Source organism: Pseudoxanthomonas sp. (assembly GCF_027498035.1).
Lineage (GTDB): Bacteria > Pseudomonadota > Gammaproteobacteria > Xanthomonadales > Xanthomonadaceae > Pseudoxanthomonas_A.
Window position 1 is genome coordinate 3,327,841 of the sequence record NZ_CP114978.1, and the last position, 17,298, is coordinate 3,345,138.

Annotated in this window: 11 protein-coding genes, 2 tRNA genes, 3 rRNA genes and 1 pseudogene; 13 read left to right on the plus strand and 4 right to left on the minus strand. The window is 62.1% G+C overall.

Annotated features, from left to right (window positions below):
• The first annotated feature begins 391 nt into the window (after nt 1–391).
• From O8I58_RS14500 to O8I58_RS14530, 7 genes are all read left to right on the plus strand, one after another.
• Nucleotides 392–1,937, plus strand: a 16S ribosomal RNA gene (locus tag O8I58_RS14500).
• A gap of 94 nt (nt 1,938–2,031) precedes the next feature.
• Nucleotides 2,032–2,107: transfer RNA gene (locus tag O8I58_RS14505), tRNA-Ala, on the plus strand.
• A 19-nt stretch (nt 2,108–2,126) separates the two neighbouring features.
• Nucleotides 2,127–2,203, plus strand: a tRNA-Ile gene (locus O8I58_RS14510).
• 239 nt (nt 2,204–2,442) lie between these two features.
• Nucleotides 2,443–5,309, plus strand: a 23S ribosomal RNA gene (locus tag O8I58_RS14515).
• Between the two features lie 153 nt (nt 5,310–5,462).
• Nucleotides 5,463–5,577: ribosomal RNA gene (gene rrf / locus O8I58_RS14520) — 5S ribosomal RNA — on the plus strand.
• The 16S, 23S and 5S rRNA genes sit together here with 2 tRNA genes alongside, the layout of an rRNA operon.
• A 404-nt stretch (nt 5,578–5,981) precedes the next feature.
• Nucleotides 5,982–6,335 carry a glycine zipper 2TM domain-containing protein gene (locus tag O8I58_RS14525; RefSeq protein ID WP_298317498.1) on the plus strand — a complete coding sequence of 118 codons (354 nt, stop codon included), beginning with the start codon at nt 5,982–5,984 and terminating at the stop codon, nt 6,333–6,335.
• 275 nt (nt 6,336–6,610) lie between these two features.
• Entirely contained in the window at nt 6,611–7,534 is a 924-nt protein-coding gene (locus O8I58_RS14530; protein WP_298317500.1) for a DUF808 domain-containing protein, read from the plus strand.
• Nucleotides 7,535–7,569: 35 nt separating this feature from the next.
• Here the strand turns inward: O8I58_RS14530 and O8I58_RS14535 are convergent, their stop codons facing one another.
• Both O8I58_RS14535 and O8I58_RS14540 read right to left on the minus strand, forming a co-directional pair.
• Entirely contained in the window at nt 7,570–8,184 is a 615-nt protein-coding gene (locus O8I58_RS14535; RefSeq protein WP_298317503.1) for a DUF998 domain-containing protein, read from the minus strand.
• 215 nt (nt 8,185–8,399) lie between these two features.
• Nucleotides 8,400–8,801 (minus strand): winged helix-turn-helix transcriptional regulator, encoded by a 402-nt coding sequence (locus tag O8I58_RS14540; protein ID WP_298317506.1) that lies wholly within the window; start codon nt 8,799–8,801, stop codon nt 8,400–8,402.
• Nucleotides 8,802–8,908: 107 nt separating this feature from the next.
• Here O8I58_RS14540 and O8I58_RS14545 point away from each other — a divergent pair, with 107 nt between their 5' ends.
• The 3 genes from O8I58_RS14545 to O8I58_RS14555 all read left to right on the plus strand — a co-directional run bounded on the left by O8I58_RS14545 (nt 8,909) and on the right by O8I58_RS14555 (nt 12,658).
• Complete coding sequence (locus O8I58_RS14545; RefSeq protein WP_298317509.1) at nt 8,909–9,895, plus strand: acrylyl-CoA reductase (NADPH); 987 nt, start codon at nt 8,909–8,911, stop codon at nt 9,893–9,895.
• A gap of 84 nt (nt 9,896–9,979) precedes the next feature.
• Nucleotides 9,980–10,615 (plus strand): Rossmann-fold NAD(P)-binding domain-containing protein, encoded by a 636-nt coding sequence (locus tag O8I58_RS14550; RefSeq protein ID WP_298323019.1) that lies wholly within the window; start codon nt 9,980–9,982, stop codon nt 10,613–10,615.
• A 156-nt stretch (nt 10,616–10,771) separates the two neighbouring features.
• Nucleotides 10,772–12,658: a DUF1302 domain-containing protein gene (locus O8I58_RS14555; RefSeq protein ID WP_298317512.1), complete on the plus strand. Its 1,887-nt coding sequence runs from the start codon at nt 10,772–10,774 to the stop codon at nt 12,656–12,658.
• 79 nt (nt 12,659–12,737) lie between these two features.
• On the opposite strand, the gene O8I58_RS14560 is transcribed toward O8I58_RS14555, so the two are convergent.
• On the minus strand, nt 12,738–13,637 hold the full coding sequence (locus O8I58_RS14560; protein WP_298317514.1) for a TIGR01777 family oxidoreductase: 900 nt from the start codon (nt 13,635–13,637) through the stop codon (nt 12,738–12,740).
• Nucleotides 13,638–13,907: 270 nt separating this feature from the next.
• Between O8I58_RS14560 and O8I58_RS14565 the strand changes: the two genes are divergently transcribed.
• The 3 genes and pseudogenes from O8I58_RS14565 (at nt 13,908) to gnd (ending at nt 16,009) form a co-directional block, all read left to right on the plus strand.
• Nucleotides 13,908–14,564, plus strand: a complete 657-nt coding sequence (locus O8I58_RS14565) for a DUF2242 domain-containing protein (protein WP_298317518.1) — start codon at nt 13,908–13,910, stop codon at nt 14,562–14,564.
• Between the two features lie 223 nt (nt 14,565–14,787).
• Nucleotides 14,788–14,991 carry a hypothetical protein gene (locus O8I58_RS14570; RefSeq protein ID WP_298317521.1) on the plus strand — a complete coding sequence of 68 codons (204 nt, stop codon included), beginning with the start codon at nt 14,788–14,790 and terminating at the stop codon, nt 14,989–14,991.
• Between the two features lie 111 nt (nt 14,992–15,102).
• Nucleotides 15,103–16,009, plus strand: a pseudogene (gene gnd / locus O8I58_RS14575) (phosphogluconate dehydrogenase (NAD(+)-dependent, decarboxylating)).
• Between the two features lie 61 nt (nt 16,010–16,070).
• On the opposite strand, the gene O8I58_RS14580 reads toward gnd, so the two are convergent.
• Complete coding sequence (locus O8I58_RS14580; protein ID WP_298317525.1) at nt 16,071–17,237, minus strand: PQQ-dependent sugar dehydrogenase; 1,167 nt, start codon at nt 17,235–17,237, stop codon at nt 16,071–16,073.
• Between the last annotated feature and the right edge of the window lie 61 nt (nt 17,238–17,298).

Sequence of the window (17,298 nt, forward strand, 5' to 3'; positions counted from 1 at the left end):
AAAGCTTCAAACGAAGCACTTGACGAATCGCGGAATTGCCGCATAATGGGCGGCTCGCTTCGGCAGAAACGGTTCAGCGGTAACGGACTGGTTCGACGGAAGCGAAGTTCGAAAATCCCTCGCAACGAGGTGTTGACGAACTCCGAAACTGCCCTATAATGGGCGGCTCGCTGAAGCGGAAACGCTGCAGCCAACGAGGAAGGCGCTGAGGCCAACTTCGAAGCTCTTTGAAAGTATGCGCAGGTGACTTGTGTGGGCGCCTGCAGGAAGGACGAGCTGTCCATCTTGCAGATGACTTATACAAGCACATAGAGATTGTAGAAATGCAAGCGATACGTAGCTTGGGTTAGACATCTGCATTCAAAGCTTTTGCCGCAAGGCAATGTAGTTTTAAGTGAAGAGTTTGATCCTGGCTCAGAGTGAACGCTGGCGGTAGGCCTAACACATGCAAGTCGAACGGCAGCACAGGAGAGCTTGCTCTCTGGGTGGCGAGTGGCGGACGGGTGAGGAATACATCGGAATCTACCTTTTGGTGGGGGATAACGTAGGGAAACTTACGCTAATACCGCATACGCCCTTCGGGGGAAAGCCGGGGACCTTCGGGCCTGGCGCTGATAGATGAGCCGATGTCGGATTAGCTAGTTGGTGAGGTAATGGCTCACCAAGGCGACGATCCGTAGCTGGTCTGAGAGGATGATCAGCCACACTGGAACTGAGACACGGTCCAGACTCCTACGGGAGGCAGCAGTGGGGAATATTGGACAATGGGCGCAAGCCTGATCCAGCCATACCGCGTGGGTGAAGAAGGCCTTCGGGTTGTAAAGCCCTTTTGTTGGGAAAGAAAAGCATTCGGTTAATACCCGGGTGTTCTGACGGTACCCAAAGAATAAGCACCGGCTAACTTCGTGCCAGCAGCCGCGGTAATACGAAGGGTGCAAGCGTTACTCGGAATTACTGGGCGTAAAGCGTGCGTAGGTGGTGGTTTAAGTCTGTTGTGAAAGCCCTGGGCTCAACCTGGGAATTGCAGTGGATACTGGATCACTAGAGTGTGGTAGAGGATAGTGGAATTTCCGGTGTAGCAGTGAAATGCGTAGAGATCGGAAGGAACATCTGTGGCGAAGGCGACTATCTGGGCCAACACTGACACTGAGGCACGAAAGCGTGGGGAGCAAACAGGATTAGATACCCTGGTAGTCCACGCCCTAAACGATGCGAACTGGATGTTGGGTTCAACTTGGAACCCAGTATCGAAGCTAACGCGTTAAGTTCGCCGCCTGGGGAGTACGGTCGCAAGACTGAAACTCAAAGGAATATGACGGGGGCCCGCACAAGCGGTGGAGTATGTGGTTTAATTCGATGCAACGCGAAGAACCTTACCTGGTCTTGACATCCACGGAACTTTCTAGAGATAGATTGGTGCCTTCGGGAACCGTGAGACAGGTGCTGCATGGCTGTCGTCAGCTCGTGTCGTGAGATGTTGGGTTAAGTCCCGCAACGAGCGCAACCCTTGTCCTTAGTTGCCAGCACGTAATGGTGGGAACTCTAAGGAGACCGCCGGTGACAAACCGGAGGAAGGTGGGGATGACGTCAAGTCATCATGGCCCTTACGACCAGGGCTACACACGTACTACAATGGTCAGGACAGAGGGCTGCAAACCGGCGACGGTGAGCCAATCCCAGAAACCTGATCTCAGTCCGGATTGGAGTCTGCAACTCGACTCCATGAAGTCGGAATCGCTAGTAATCGCAGATCAGCATTGCTGCGGTGAATACGTTCCCGGGCCTTGTACACACCGCCCGTCACACCATGGGAGTTTGTTGCACCAGAAGCAGGTAGCTTAACCTTCGGGAGGGCGCTTGCCACGGTGTGGCCGATGACTGGGGTGAAGTCGTAACAAGGTAGCCGTATCGGAAGGTGCGGCTGGATCACCTCCTTTTGAGCATGACAAGCGCTTCTTGTAGGCGTCCACACAAGTAACCTGCATCCAGAGTTTCCTGATCGGTACGGACCGATCGGAATAGTCCCTATTTGGGGCCTTAGCTCAGCTGGGAGAGCACCTGCTTTGCAAGCAGGGGGTCGTCGGTTCGATCCCGACAGGCTCCACCATCTGGCACGACGATTTATTGGGTCTGTAGCTCAGGTGGTTAGAGCGCGCCCCTGATAAGGGCGAGGTCGGTGGTTCGAGTCCTCCTAGACCCACCATTCTGGATGTTTGATTGCGCATACGAATTTTCAAAGTTTGAGTGTCAGGCGTTGAGGCCTGCATTCTGCTCTTTAACAACTTGTGACGTAGCGAGCGTTTTAGATGATCATCTAAACACGTGTCGTTGAGGCTAAGGCGGGGACTTCGAGTCCCTAAGAAATTGAGTGGTTATATTCGTGTTGCAGGCTTTGTACCCCTGGAACATGGCATGTAGCTCTGAGGCAACTTGGGGTTATATGGTCAAGCGAATAAGCGCACACGGTGGATGCCTAGGCGATCAGAGGCGATGAAGGACGTGGCAGCCTGCGAAAAGTACGGGGGAGCTGGCAACAAGCATTGAGCCCGTAATGTCCGAATGGGGAAACCCACCGCTTCGGCGGTATCCTGCAGTGAATACATAGCTGCTGGAGGCGAACCCGGGGAACTGAAATATCTAAGTACCCGGAGGAAAAGAAATCAACCGAGATTCCCTGAGTAGTGACGAGCGAACGGGGAACAGCCCTTAAGCTGATATGGCTTTAGAAGAATAGTCTGGAAAGACTAGCCATAGAAGGTGACAGCCCTGTATTTAAAAGGGCCATATCAGTGAAATCGAGTAGGGCGGGGCACGAGAAACCCTGTCTGAACATGGGGGGACCATCCTCCAAGGCTAAATACTCCTGATCGACCGATAGTGAACCAGTACCGTGAGGGAAAGGCGAAAAGAACCCCGGAGAGGGGAGTGAAATAGATCCTGAAACCGTGTGCGTACAAGCAGTAGGAGCTCCGCAAGGAGTGACTGCGTACCTTTTGTATAATGGGTCAGCGACTTACTGTTCGTGGCAAGCTTAACCGTATAGGGGAGGCGAAGGGAAACCGAGTCTGATAAGGGCGCATAGTCGCGGGCAGTAGACCCGAAACCGGGTGATCTAGTCATGGCCAGGGTGAAGGTGCCGTAACAGGTACTGGAGGCCCGAACCCACGTCTGTTGCAAAAGACGGGGATGAGCTGTGATTAGGAGTGAAAAGCTAATCGAACCCGGAGATAGCTGGTTCTCCTCGAAAGCTATTTAGGTAGCGCCTCATATGTATCCTCTTGGGGGTAGAGCACTGTTATGGCTAGCGGTCCATCGCGGATTAGCAAACCATTGCAAACTCCGAATACCAAGACGGACTGTATGGGAGACACACGGCGGGTGCTAACGTCCGTCGTGAAAAGGGAAACAACCCAGACCCACAGCTAAGGTCCCAAATTCACTGCTAAGTGGAAAACGATGTGGAAAGGCATAGACAGCCAGGAGGTTGGCTTAGAAGCAGCCACCCTTTAAAGAAAGCGTAATAGCTCACTGGTCGAGTCGGTCTGCGCGGAAGATTTAACGGGGCTAAGCAGTGAACCGAAGCTTGGGGTGCATCACTTTGTGATGCGCGGTAGAGGAGCGTTCCGTAAGCCGTTGAAGGTGACTTGAGAAGGTTGCTGGAGGTATCGGAAGTGCGAATGCTGACATGAGTAACGATAATGGGGGTGAAAAGCCCCCACGCCGAAAGCCCAAGGTTTCCTTGCGCAACGTTAATCGACGCAGGGTTAGTCGGTCCCTAAGGCGAGGGCGAAAGCCGTAGTCGATGGGAAGCAGGTTAATATTCCTGCACCTCGCGTAAGTGCGATGGAGGGACGGAGAAGGTTAGGCAGGCCAGGCGTTGGTAGTCCTGGTGAGAGAGTTGAGGCGGTTCCCTTTGGCAAATCCGGGGGAGCAACGTTGAGACTAAGGACGAGCCCTTTAGGGCGAAGCTGCTGATATCACGCTTCCAGGAAAAGCTCCTAAGCTTCAGCTTACGCAGACCGTACCGTAAACCGACACAGGTGGGTAGGATGAGAATTCTCAGGCGCTTGAGAGAACTCGGGTGAAGGAACTAGGCAAAATAGCACCGTAACTTCGGGAGAAGGTGCGCCTCTTCTGGTGAATAGCTGGGGGAGGCCGAAGTGACCAGGCCGCTGCGACTGTTTATCAAAAACACAGCACTCTGCAAACACGAAAGTGGACGTATAGGGTGTGACGCCTGCCCGGTGCTGGAAGGTTAATTGATGGGGTCAGCCGCAAGGCGAAGCTCTTGATCGAAGCCCCAGTAAACGGCGGCCGTAACTATAACGGTCCTAAGGTAGCGAAATTCCTTGTCGGGTAAGTTCCGACCTGCACGAATGGCGTAACGACAGCGGCGCTGTCTCCACCCGAGACTCAGTGAAATTGAAATCGCTGTGAAGATGCAGCGTTCCCGTGGCAAGACGGAAAGACCCCGTGAACCTTTACTATAGCTTTACATTGAACGTTGAGTTCGTCTGTGTAGGATAGGTGGGAGGCTATGAAACTGTGGCGCTAGCTGCAGTGGAGCCATCCTTGAAATACCACCCTGATGTGCTTGACGTTCTAACCTAGGTCCGTTATCCGGATCGGGGACCATGTATGGTGGGTAGTTTGACTGGGGCGGTCTCCTCCCAAAGAGTAACGGAGGAGCACGAAGGTACGCTCAGCGCGGTCGGACATCGCGCACTGTGTGCAAAGGCATAAGCGTGCTTGACTGCAAGATCGACGGATCAAGCAGGTACGAAAGTAGGTCTTAGTGATCCGGTGGTTCTGTATGGAAGGGCCATCGCTCAACGGATAAAAGGTACTCCGGGGATAACAGGCTGATACCGCCCAAGAGTTCATATCGACGGCGGTGTTTGGCACCTCGATGTCGGCTCATCACATCCTGGGGCTGTAGTCGGTCCCAAGGGTATGGCTGTTCGCCATTTAAAGTGGTACGCGAGCTGGGTTCAGAACGTCGTGAGACAGTTCGGTCCCTATCTGCCATGGGCGTTGGAGATTTGAGAGGGGCTGCTCCTAGTACGAGAGGACCGGAGTGGACGAACCTCTGGTGTTCCGGTTGTCACGCCAGTGGCACTGCCGGGTAGCTATGTTCGGAAGCGATAACCGCTGAAAGCATCTAAGCGGGAAGCGCGCCTCAAGATGAGATCTCCCGGGACACAAGTCCCCTAAAGGAACCATCAAGACTAGGTGGTTGATAGGTCAGGTGTGTAAGTGCAGTAATGCATTGAGCTAACTGATACTAATGATCCGTGTGGCTTGACCATATAACCTCAAGTGGCTTCGGGCTTAACCCGATGACCAACTTAACCTCGACAACACGTGTCGATGGCATCAAAACGAACTCACTACGTCACAAGTAAATACGCGAGTCAGGCGCTCAATCCAGCTTCAACGGATAGCGACGCTCCAACTGTCTCCCTGGTGAAATTAGCGCTGTGGTCCCACCCGTTCCCATCCCGAACACGGAAGTGAAACGCAGCTGCGCCGATGGTAGTGTGGCTTAAGCCATGCAAGAGTAGGTCATCGCCAGGGCCTTACCCCAGAACCCCGTAGATCGAAAGATCTGCGGGGTTCTTCTTTGCCCGAAGCAAAAGGGCGCCCAGGACTCGGCACTGGCAAAAGCTGGCGCGAGTTAATACGGAGACGCTGGCATTAATGCGCGGCTCGGGCGCTACAACCTGCCACGGACTACGGGGCAGGGGATGAAGACCTCGGCTTTGGCATCAACGGTGGGCGGTGACTGGGTTACCTGCCTGAATCCACCACCCTGTGCAGCGCGGACGTTTCGAAAAGGTGCGCTCACTTCAGGTTGATGTCATGTGCTCGCCGCTGAACAGTGGCCGCGCGTTCCACGGAGATCGTGGCTTCTTCACCACGGATTCTGATGCGGCGTGGCCTGATGGAATTCGCATCAACGCAGTCAATGGAGGTGCGCCATGAAAGCGAACACACTGATTCTAAGTGCCGGCCTGCTGGGCATTGCCGCTACGGCATTCGCACAGGCCTACGGGCCGGAAGATGAAGGGCGTCGTTTCAATGATGGGACGCGCGTGGTCTGCAGCAATGTCGAGGTCCAGAAGAACAGCAAGGATCCGAACCGAATTGCCGGTACCGCGACCGGCGCCGTCCTTGGCGGACTGCTGGGTAGCCAGGTCGGCGGCGGCAAAGGCAAGAAGCTGGCCACGGTCGGAGGTGCTGTCGCGGGAGGCGCAGCAGGGCGGACAATCCAGGGCAACAGGCAGATCGACAAGGGCGATCGCGTGGTCGAGAAGCGGTGCGTGCGCAGATAGCGGGTTGATCCATCGCATGATCCAGAAAGCGCCGGGCATTGCCCGGCGCTTTTGTGTTGGATGCCAGTGTGACGGCCTTGGAGGAACGAGGGATTCCGTTGCTGGACGGTCTGCCAGCCCTTGTGGCGATCTACGGGCCACATCCCCTTCGTGGTGGATGCCCTGGCGCATGGCTGCGGGCCAGGGAAGATTCGCTATTCATTTGGTCGCGTGTTCCCGTTTTCCTGGGGCGCCATGCACAATGCGGGCCTCACCCACTTTGGTAGATGCACCGCATGGCCGGAGCCAGCCTGTTCACCCTGCTCGACGATATCGCCAGCATGCTCGACGACGTCGCGGTGATGACCAAGGTCGCCGCGAAGAAGACCGCTGGCGTGCTGGGCGACGACCTGGCGCTCAATGCGCAACAGGTCACGGGAGTGAAGGCAGATCGCGAACTGCCGGTGGTCTGGGGTGTGGCCAAGGGCTCGCTGGTCAACAAGGCAATCCTGGTCCCGGCGGCATTGGCGATCAGCGCTTGGCTGCCGGCTGCGATTCCCTATCTGATGATGATCGGTGGCGCGTATCTGTGCTTCGAGGGCGTGGAGAAGCTCGCGCATAAGCTCCTGCATTCCAAAGAGGAAGACGCGACTCGGCGTACCGAACAGCTCAAGGCGTTGTCCGACGACAGCGTGGACGTAGTCGCCTTGGAGAAAGACAGGATCAAGGGGGCGATCCGGACCGATTTCATCCTGTCGGCCGAGATCATCGTGCTGTCGCTTGGGGTACTCAGCGAACGCTCGCCGCCGCCCCCGTTCCTGCAGGAGGTCCTGGCGCTGGTGCTGATTGCCATTGCGATGACCGTCGGCGTTTACGGCCTGGTCGCGGCAATCGTGAAGCTGGACGACCTGGGCCTGTGGCTTACCCGGAAAGGTACCGCGCTGGCGACGATCGGCCGAGGCCTGCTGGTGGCCGCGCCGCTATTGATGAAATTTCTCTCCATCGCCGGCACGATCGCGATGTTCCTGGTGGGCGGTGGGATCCTGGTCCACAACATCGGGCCCCTGCACCACGTCATCGAGGGCGTGCTGCCACAGGGCATGGCCGGTACGGTCGTCAGCACGCTGTTCAATGCGGTTGTCGGCATCGCCGCGGGCGCGATCGTGCTGGGCGCGGTCTTGTTGTTCGGCAAGTTGCGCGGCAAGCAAACCGCACATTGATGAAAGCGGGCGGGCGCAGGCATGTGTCCGCTGCCCTATCGCTCGGCCGTTTCCTGCAGGCGGACCAGGCGTAGCTGGCAGAGCGAGACCGCGCCGAGCCAGCCCAGGATCACGACGATCACCGACTTCTGGCCCAGTCCGATCATCGATTCGGGGCAGAGCCCCAGCAGCGATAGCGACAGGAAGCACAGCATCGCCCAGGGCAGGGCCCACACCATGTGCGGGCGCCAGCTCCGGTCAAGACGAAAGGCCATGGCCTGCCAGTTGACGCCGATCGCCGCCGCCAGGAACGTGGTCGTCGCGGCGTGGCGATGCAGGCGGCCCTGCATCGTGACCGGGACACCGGGCATGTCCATCCACGCATAGGCCGTGACGCACAGCGCGACGGCGGCAACGCCGAACAACAGTAGGGGCACCACGCTGCGCGCGCGTGGCTGCAGGCTGCCGTGCAGGCCGAAGACCAGGGCCAGCATGCCCAGGCTCAGCAGGCAGTAACCCGATTGCAGCAGATGGCCCCAGGGGCCGATCAGGTAAAGACTCATCTGGTTGCGCACCACGTCCAGATCCGGACGCAACAGATGCACGCTGATGGTGATCAGGATGAAGCCGGCCAGGCTAGCCAACGCGAAGCACGGCAGGATCACCGGCATGCGTGGTGATCGTGAAACAACGAGGGCAGTGTCGGTCAGGGGGGCCGTTCCTGGCATGTCTGTCGGCTTGGGGGCTGGCTATGCTTCGTGCAAGGCCATGATTCTAGTCAACCGCCTGATGCTTGGCGATGCGGAGTCGTCAGTTCTGCGCGTTCAGTGATGCCGTTTTCGCAGCATCGCGGTGCGCGGGAGCATGGCGACGACGCCTGGGAACCTCAGGCACGCGCAGTCGCGGTGCGACCTCCAGGCTTGCAGCTGTTCACCTCGGCTGGCGGGGGCTCGTCGGCAGGGCGCAGGGTCTCCATGTGGGTCGAGCCCCAGTCGCGCAGCATCAGCAGCACTGGTTCCAGGGTACGGCCGAACCCGGTCAGCTCGTATTCCACGCGCGGAGGCACTTCGGGAAAGACCTCTCGCCGGATCACGCCATCGGCTTCCAGTTCGCGCAGCTGCAGGGTCAGCATGCGCTGGGTCGCGTTGGGCACGCGGCGTTGCAGCTGCATGAAACGCAGCTTGCCGGTCAGCAGGTGGAATAGGATCAGCGGCTTCCACACGCCGCCAATGACGTGCAGCGTGACTTCCACGGTACAGCCGCTTTTGAAATCCAGTTGCTTGCGCATGGCCACAGGAACACCGGTGATACTGACGCACACGATTGTACGTTCTGTCCCGCTCACGGCATGACGATTAGCATGCCCGGCTTCGCACAGAAGCAGGAGCAAGCACGATGGCGTTCAAGGCATTGCAGGTCACCAGGACAGAGCATGGCTTCGCCCCGGAACTGGTGTCGCTGGAAGACAGCGACCTGATGGACGGCGAGGTCACCGTCGCAGTCGACTATTCCACGGTCAACTACAAGGACGCACTGGCGCTGAGCGGCAAGGCGCCGGTCGTGCAGGTATTTCCGCTGATCGGTGGCATCGACCTGGCCGGCAGCGTGGTCGAATCGAACAATCCGCAATTCAAGGCGGGTGATCCGGTGCTGGTCAATGGCTGGGCGCTCAGCCAGACCCATCACGGCGGTTACGCGCAACGCGCACGGGTGAAGGCCGAATGGCTGGTGCACCGCCCCGCGGCGTTCGATGCGCGCCAGGCCATGGCCATCGGTACGGCCGGCTATACCGCGATGCTGTCGGTGCTGGCGCTGGAGCACAACGGCGTGAAGCCCGGCGATGGCGAGATCCTCGTCACCGGCGCCAATGGCGGCGTGGGCTCGGTTGCGATCGCGGTCCTGGGCAAGCTCGGCTATCGCGTGGTGGCTTCGACCGGGCGCCTGGAAGAAGCGGCGCATCTGAAGTCGCTTGGCGCGGCAGAGGTCATCGATCGCCAGGCGCTCGGCGAAGCCGGCAAGCCCGTGCAGAAAGAACGCTGGACAGGCGCCATCGACAGCGTCGGCAGCCACACCCTGGCCAACGTGCTGGCGCAGACGCGCTACCGCGGCACCGTCGCCGCGTGTGGCCTGGCCCAGGGCAGCGACCTGCCCACCACCGTGTTGCCCTTCATCCTGCGCAACGTGACCTTGGCGGGCATCGATTCGGTCAACGCGCCGCAGCCCGTGCGCGAGGAAGCATGGCGTCGCCTGGCCACGGACCTGGATCCCTCCCTGCTGGAATCCATGACCACGCAGGTGGGCTTGGCCGATGTTCCGCGTGTGGTGGATGACTTGTTTGCTGGCAGGGTGCGTGGCCGGGTGGTGGTGGACGTCAACGCCTGAAGCCGTGGCACATGGCGCACGTGAGCGCCTGCCTGCGCTAGGCTTGGGGTTGGTCTTGTTGCGTGTGTGGTGCGGGTCACGATGATGCAGGTGATGCTGGTGGGCGCGACCGGGTTGGTCGGTCGCCATGTGCTATCGCAGTTGCTGGTGGAAGACACGGTGGAGCGCGTGGTCGCGCCGACGCGTCGTTCGCTGGAAACCGTGCACGCCAAGCTGCTCAACCCGGTGGTGGATTTCGATGCACTACCGGTGGATCAGGATTGGTGGAAGGCGGACAGTGTGATCTGCACGCTGGGCACCACCATGAAACAGGCCGGTTCGCGCGAGGCCTTCGCCCGCGTCGATCACGACTATCCGCTGGCGGTCGCGCGCCTGGCCCTGCAGGGAGGCGCGCTGTCGTATGCATTGAATTCGGCCGCCGGTGCCGACCCGGATTCGCGCTTCTTCTACAACCGGGTCAAGGGCAACCTGGAGCGTGATCTCGAAGCGCTCGGCTATGTCTCGCTGACGCTGGTGCGCCCCGGGCTGATCGGTGGCGAGCGTGCTGGCCGGCGCACGGGTGAACACCTCGCGGGTATCGCACTGCGGGCCCTGGGTCCGGTACTGCCCAGGCGCATGCGGGTGAACCCGGCCGAGCGTATCGCCACGGCCCTGGTCGATGCCGCGTTGCAGGCGCGCCCTGGCCGGCATGTCGTCGCGGCGGAGGCGCTTGCCGACTGAGTGGATCCCGATCAACGGGGTGATTTCCATCACGCGCCATATCGTGCGCAGATGCCTGAATTCACGGGGTTTTGGTAACCCCTGCAACCAAAGTCGGCACCTGTCGCCACGGGTGGTATAAAGCACGCCGCTTTTAACGCCCCGGTAACGAAGATGATGTCGAAGTCCGCTGCTTTCCGTCCTGCGCGCGTGGCCATGCCCGCGCTGTGCCTGCTGGCTGCCGCCATCGCCGGGCCGCTGCATGCCGCCGAATTCAAGCTTGCCGACGGCGAAGTCACGGGTATCTGGATCACGCGCGCCACCTTCGGCATGGGCGTGCGCACCACCGGCGCCTCCTCGCACCTGGTGGGCAAGGGCTTCCGCTCCGACGGGCAGGCCAAGGGCGGCGACGGCAGCGACACCTCCGACGACGGCAACCTGAACTACGACGCCGGCGACACCTATTCGGCGCTGTTCAAGGTCACCACCGGTGTGGACCTGAAGTGGCGCAACTTGGGCGTGGCGGTCAGTGGTCGCGCCTGGTACGACACCGCACAGAAGGACAATGACGTGCCGCAGGGCAACCAGCCCAGCGGTTTCGAAGCCAATGCGCCGTTGAGTGACGACGGGTTCTCGCAGTCCAACAAGTTTTCCGGCGGCATGCTGCTGGACGCCTATCTGTATGGCCGCTGGAACCTGGGCGAGCACACCCAGCTGGATTCGCGCGTGGGCAAGCAGCGGGTGAAGTGGGGCGAGGGCGTGTTCTTCAATGGTCTCAACCAGGTCAATCCGCTGGACGCCACCACCCTGCGCCGCCCGGGCACCGATGCGGCCACCGAAGCCCAGCTGCCGGTCGAGATGCTGTGGAACAAGCTGAGCTTCGACAACGGCCTGAGCGTGGAAGGCTTTTACCAGTGGAAATGGCGCGCGGCGGAGCTGGACCCGTGCGGCACGTTCTGGTCGGGCACCGACATCGGCATCGACAGCGGCTGCTCGGGCCTGCAGTCCAATGCCTATTACCCGATCAACGCCGCGTCGGCCGATGCCGGGCAGTGGCTCAGCGACGGTTACATGAATGCGGTGGGCGCCTATCTGCCGCGCGGCACCGACATCGAAGGCAAGGACAGTGGCCAGTACGGCGTGGCTGCGCACTACACCCTCAAGCCGATCGCCACCGAGATCGGCGTGTACTGGATGCGCTACAACTCGCGCACGCCCATCCTCAACGCCACCACGCCCAACAGCGCGCTGACCAATCCCACGCTGACCGCGACCCTGGAAGCCGCCGGCGTGCCGGCCACCTACGCCGCGTTGTCCACGCGCCTGTCGACCATCACCGAGTCCTGGGAATACCCCAATGGCATCCACCTGATGGGCGCGTCGGCCTCGCACAAGGCCGGTAAGTGGAAGTTCGCCGGTGAAGTGAGCTATTCGGACAACCTGCCGGTGCAGATCAACACGGCCGACATGTTCGCCGCGCTGACCCGCAACGGCGGGCCGGTCGGCGACCGGACCCTGGGCCAGGACGAAGGCTTCCTGCTGAAGGGGTACGACCGCTTCCACAAATGGCAGGGCCAGCTGTCGGCGCTGCGGAGCTTCGGCCCGCTGCTCGGCGCGCAGAGCGGTTTGCTGGTGGGCGAAGCTGCCTGGCAGCACGTCAACCTGCCAGGGCTGGACACCGCACGTTATGGCCGTGGTTTTGCCTGGGGCTATTCGCCGGAAGGCTATGACGGCAGCTGCTCGGCCGTGCAGAACCCGCAGGGCTGCGTGAACAAGGGCTACTTCACCAAGATGGCCTGGGGTTACCGGATCAAGGGCCAGCTGAACTATGCCGTGGGCAGCACCACGCTCTCGCCCAGCCTGACCTTCGGCCAGGACGTGCATGGCTACTCGGTGGACAGCGCGCTGGTGGAAGATCGCAAGACCGTTGCGCTGGGGCTGGCGGCCAAGTTTGCCGGCAACTATTTCGCCTCGGTGGCCTACACCAACTACCTGGGCAACAACGACTACGACGTGCTGGCCGACCACGACAACGTGGTGATGGCGATCGGCGCCACGTTCTGAGTCGCCTCGCCAGCTGCATGCGGTCAACCGGCGCCGCGATCGCTTTCGGGCGATGGCGGCGTGGGATGGATTTCAAGGCTCAGCCGGCCTGATCGCCCACGATCTGGTCCAGGGCGTTGTCGATGTCCGGATACAGGAACTGGAATCCCTGGCCCTGGGCACGCGCGGGGATCACGCGCTGGCCATCGATCAGCATCTGGCCCATTTCGCCGAACGCGGCCTTGAGCGCGAAGCCGGGCGTCGGCAGCAGGGCGGGACGGTGCAGGGCACGGCCGAGTGCGGTCGCGAAATCCTTCTGCCGGACCGGCGTGGGCGCGGTGCCGTTGACCGGCCCGTGCAGCGTGGCCTGGTCCAGCAGCCACAGGATCAGGCGGACGATGTCGTCCAGATGGATCCAGCTGAACCACTGGTTGCCGTCACCGATCGGCCCGCCCAGGCCCATGCGATAGGGCGTCAGCAGCTGCTGCAGGGCGCCACCGCCGCCGCCCAGGACCACGCCGGTGCGCAGCAGGACCGTGCGTACGCCCAGCTCGCGGGCGGGCAGGGCCGCGGCTTCCCAGTCGGCAGCCAGCTGTGCGCCGAAATCGCTGCCGGCCGGTGCAGATTCGGCCAGCGGGGTGTCGTCGCATGGGCCGTAATAGCCGATGGCCGAACCCGACACCAGCACCGCCGGGCGCACGCGCAGGGTTTCCATCCAGGCCAACAGGTCTTCGGTGGTGCGCAGGCGCGATTCGCGCAGGGTCTGCTTGTAGGCATCGTTCCAGCGGCGTCCGGCCAGAGGGGCGCCCGCCAGGTTGATCACCGCATCGGCACTGTGGGCGCCTTCCACGTCGGCCAGCACCCGGACCGCGCCGGGCAGCTTGCGTGCGGCCGCCTGGATGTCGCGCGACACCACCGTGACCTGCCAGCCGCCTGCCAGCAGGGCCGGGCACAACGCCTGGCCGATGAAGCCACTGCCGCCAGTGATCAGGGCCTGCATGGGAACGCCTCGGTGCCGGGAGTGGTCGCAGCCTAGGCGCCGGACCGTGACGGGGTCGTGGGGGCATGTCGCCCGGTGTCGGCGACACGAAAGTCGGTGTCAGGCAGAACGAAAACTGAGCGAACCGTGCACGCCAATGAAACCGTTTTCGCGGGTCGGGGTTATGCTTCGGGGGTTCCCGTTCCGGTACCACCCGTCCCCATGCGAACTTCCCTGTTGCGCTGTGCACCCCTGGCTGTCGCCATCTTCCTGCTCTCTGGCTGTGGCCACGTGCCCTTTTCCAAGCGGGGCGAGATGCTGGCGGCGGAGACATTCGACTCGGATGGCACCTACTCGCGCACTTTCGACCGCGGCGCCGACCAGGTCTGCGAAGCCTCGCGCCGCGCGCTGCTGAGCCAGGGCTACGTGGTCAGCCGTTCGGATGCGTCGATGGTGGAAGCCAACAAGAATTTCCAGCCCGAACCGGAAGTGCACGAACAGGTCGCCATCCGCGTGTCCTGCGTGGGGCAGACCTCCGGCGACGCCTGGGTGTTCGCCAGCGCCACCCAGGATCGCTACAACCTGCGCAAGTCCAACACCTCGGCTAGCGTCGGGACCGCGCTTGGCTCGCTGTCGCTGCCCTTCGGCAGCACCGATGATTCGCTGGTGCGCGTGGCCAGCCTGACCGTGCAGGATCCCAACTTCTACCGCTCGTTCTTCAAGCTGGTCGAGCGCTACCTGCCGCCGCCGGTGAAGAAGCCCCCACCCCCGGCGTCCAAGCCGGTTGAAGAAGTCCCGCCGCCGGCGCCGGAACCGCTGCAGCCGCAGCCGGTGGGCGAAACCGTCCCGATGCCGGTCGAAACCCCGGCCGCCGGGACGGTGGTGCCGTCAGCCCCGGCAAGCGATGCCAAGCCCAAGACCGAGGCGGGCACCAGCACCACGCCCTGATTCCAGCACCGGGCGCGCATGAAACAGGCCGATCCGCGAGGGTCGGCCTGTCTTTTTGCAGCGGCGTGAACATGGACGTCCCGGATGTCCTGCTCGGTCGGTTCCGGCCTGCGCAGCGAGGCGGACGGTGGGATTGGAGCGCGCAGCACCTCCGGCGTGCAGGCGGTCTTAATGCCCACGGGCCTAGGCTGCGCGTCACATCGCATCCTTGGAGGGACTTACGATGGAAACCCGCTACTTCACCGCACAGGACAGCACCGGCGAGCGTCGCCGCGTGCGCATTCTTCCCACCGGTCACGACAGCGCCGCCAGCGGCCATCCGCGCGATGGTTACGCACTCGACGACGGCAGTCCGGTCCGGCGCGTGGACAACGATACCTTCCAGGTCGTCGGCAGCGGCGCCTACATCACCCGCGTGCCGGAGTAACCGCCGGCGGTACGGTCCGTGCCACGCGTCGCCCGCGACGCACACCACCTGCTTACGCTCCAGCGAGGATCATGTGCGCCACGCGATGACGCGGCATGAGATGGAGTGGGCATGGAACTGGGCATGGTGGGACTGGGACGCATGGGTGCGAACATGGCCCAGCGATTGGTGCAGGGCGGTCATACGGTCGGCGGCTTCGACCCGTTCCCCGAGGCGCGCCAGCGGGCCGGGGCCCATGGCATCACCCCGTCCGAGTCACTGGCCGCACTGGTCGCGACCTTGCCATCGCCGCGCGTGGTCTGGCTGATGGTGCCGGCCGGGCAAAATCGTCGACGAGACCCTGGACACCCTGCTGCCGCTACTGTCGGCCGGCGACATCGTCATCGACGGTGGCAACTCCTACTACAAGGACAGCGTGCGCCGCGCCGCGCGCCTGGAGGAAGCCGGCATCGCCTTCGTGGACTGCGGCACCAGCGGCGGCGTGTGGGGCCTGACCGATGGCTACAGCATGATGATCGGCGGTGCCGACGCGGCCATGGCCCACCTCAAGCCGCTGTTCGAGACGCTGGCACCATCGCCCACCACCGGCTGGGGCCATGTCGGTCCGGTCGGTGCGGGTCACTTCACCAAGATGGTCCACAACGGCATCGAGTACGGAATGATGCAGGCCTACGCCGAGGGCTTCGCGATCCTGGAGCGCAAGGACGATTTCAAGCTCGACCTGCACCAGGTGGCGCAGGTCTGGCAGACCGGCAGCGTGGTGCGTTCCTGGCTGCTGGACATCACCACCGATGCGCTGAAGGAGAATCCAACCATGGCCGGCATCGCGCCATACGTGGAGGACTCCGGCGAAGGCCGCTGGACGGTGGCCGAATCCATCGACCTCAACGTTTCCGCGCCGGTGATCACCCTGTCGCTGCTGGAACGGCTGCGTTCTCGCGAAAAGGATTCCTACGCAGACAAGCTGTTGTCGGCGATGCGCAATGGCTTCGGCGGGCACAAGATCACCAAGGAATAGCGACCCGCTGTGCGCGGGGCGACCGACGGAAGAGCGGGACGGGACGCGTTGATCGAATCGGCTATGCCGCCGGCGTCAGCTTGAGCAGGCGGCCATCGCTTCCATCTTCGCCGTCTTCCAGCAGCCACAGCGCGCCGTCCGGGCCTTGTTCGACTTCGCGGATGCGCTGGCCCATGTCATAGCGGGCGGCTTCGTGGGCGTTGCCGCCGTCGAATGTGATCCGCACCAGGCTGTGCGAGGACAGCCCGCCGATGAAGGCATTGCCTTTCCAGTCCGGGAACTGGCTGCCGGAATAGATCAGCAGGCCGGCTGGCGAGATCACCGGATTCCAGGTGATCTTGGGCGCGGCGAATTCGGGGCGGGTGGGGTGGTCGGGAATGTCGCGGCCATCGTAATGGTCGCCGTTGGAAACGATGGGATAGCCGTAGTTGGCGCCGCGTTCGACCAGGTTGAGTTCGTCGCCGCCCTTGGGGCCCATTTCCTGCGCCCACAGCCGCCCCTGCGCATCGAAAGCCAGGCCCAGCACGTTGCGATGGCCCAGCGACCAGACCTGCGCGGCCACGCCGCCCTGGCTGGCGAACGGATTGTCGGCCGGCACGCTGCCGTCGTCGTTGAGTCGCACGATCTTGCCCAGGTTGCTGGCCATGTCCTGGGCCGGGTCGAACTTCTGGCGTTCGCTGGAACTGATCCACAGCTTGCCGGTGCGATCGAAGGCCATGCGGTGGCCGTAATGGCCGCGCCCCTCCACCTTGGGCACCTGTCGCCAGATCACCTTGAGATCCTGCAGCGTGCCACCACCGGCGGCATCCAGCGCCAGGGTTGCGCGGGCGACCGCCGCGCCGCGCGTGTCGCCTTGGCCGGCCTCGGCATAGCTTAGGTAAAGCACGCGGTTGTTGGCGAAGTCCGGGTGCAGCACGACATCGCCAAAACCGCCCTGGCCGCCGTAGTCAACCTGGGGCACGCCGTGGATTTCGGTTGCCGTGCCGGTCTTGAGATCGAACAGCTGTAGATGGCCGGCTTTCTCGGTCACCAGCAGGCGGCCATCGGGCAGGAACGCCATCGCCCAGGGTTCCTTGAACGCATGCACCGGGGTCACGGTGAAGGGCAGGGCGGTGCCATCCGCCGCCTCCACACCGGCGACCGCTGGCGCCTTGGCACCGCCGCAAGCGGCCATGGCCAGCAACGCCGGCAGCAACAGGACGCGCAGGCCGTGGACGGATGGATGCATGACAGGCTCCAGTGCAGAGGCCGGCGAAGTGCGCGGCAAGACCGGCGTTGTAGCGGCTGTA

Coding starts and splice junctions, on each gene's coding strand:
- O8I58_RS14530 (WP_298317500.1), top strand. CDS start 6,611: ATGGCCGGAGCCAGCCTGTTCACCCTGCTCGACGATATCGCCAGCATG.
- O8I58_RS14545 (WP_298317509.1), top strand. CDS start 8,909: ATGGCGTTCAAGGCATTGCAGGTCACCAGGACAGAGCATGGCTTCGCC.
- O8I58_RS14570 (WP_298317521.1), top strand. CDS start 14,788: ATGGAAACCCGCTACTTCACCGCACAGGACAGCACCGGCGAGCGTCGC.
- O8I58_RS14555 (WP_298317512.1), top strand. CDS start 10,772: ATGTCGAAGTCCGCTGCTTTCCGTCCTGCGCGCGTGGCCATGCCCGCG.
- O8I58_RS14535 (WP_298317503.1), bottom strand. CDS start 8,184: ATGCCGGTGATCCTGCCGTGCTTCGCGTTGGCTAGCCTGGCCGGCTTC.
- O8I58_RS14540 (WP_298317506.1), bottom strand. CDS start 8,801: ATGCGCAAGCAACTGGATTTCAAAAGCGGCTGTACCGTGGAAGTCACG.
- O8I58_RS14550 (WP_298323019.1), top strand. CDS start 9,980: ATGCAGGTGATGCTGGTGGGCGCGACCGGGTTGGTCGGTCGCCATGTG.
- O8I58_RS14525 (WP_298317498.1), top strand. CDS start 5,982: ATGAAAGCGAACACACTGATTCTAAGTGCCGGCCTGCTGGGCATTGCC.
- O8I58_RS14560 (WP_298317514.1), bottom strand. CDS start 13,637: ATGCAGGCCCTGATCACTGGCGGCAGTGGCTTCATCGGCCAGGCGTTG.
- O8I58_RS14580 (WP_298317525.1), bottom strand. CDS start 17,237: ATGCATCCATCCGTCCACGGCCTGCGCGTCCTGTTGCTGCCGGCGTTG.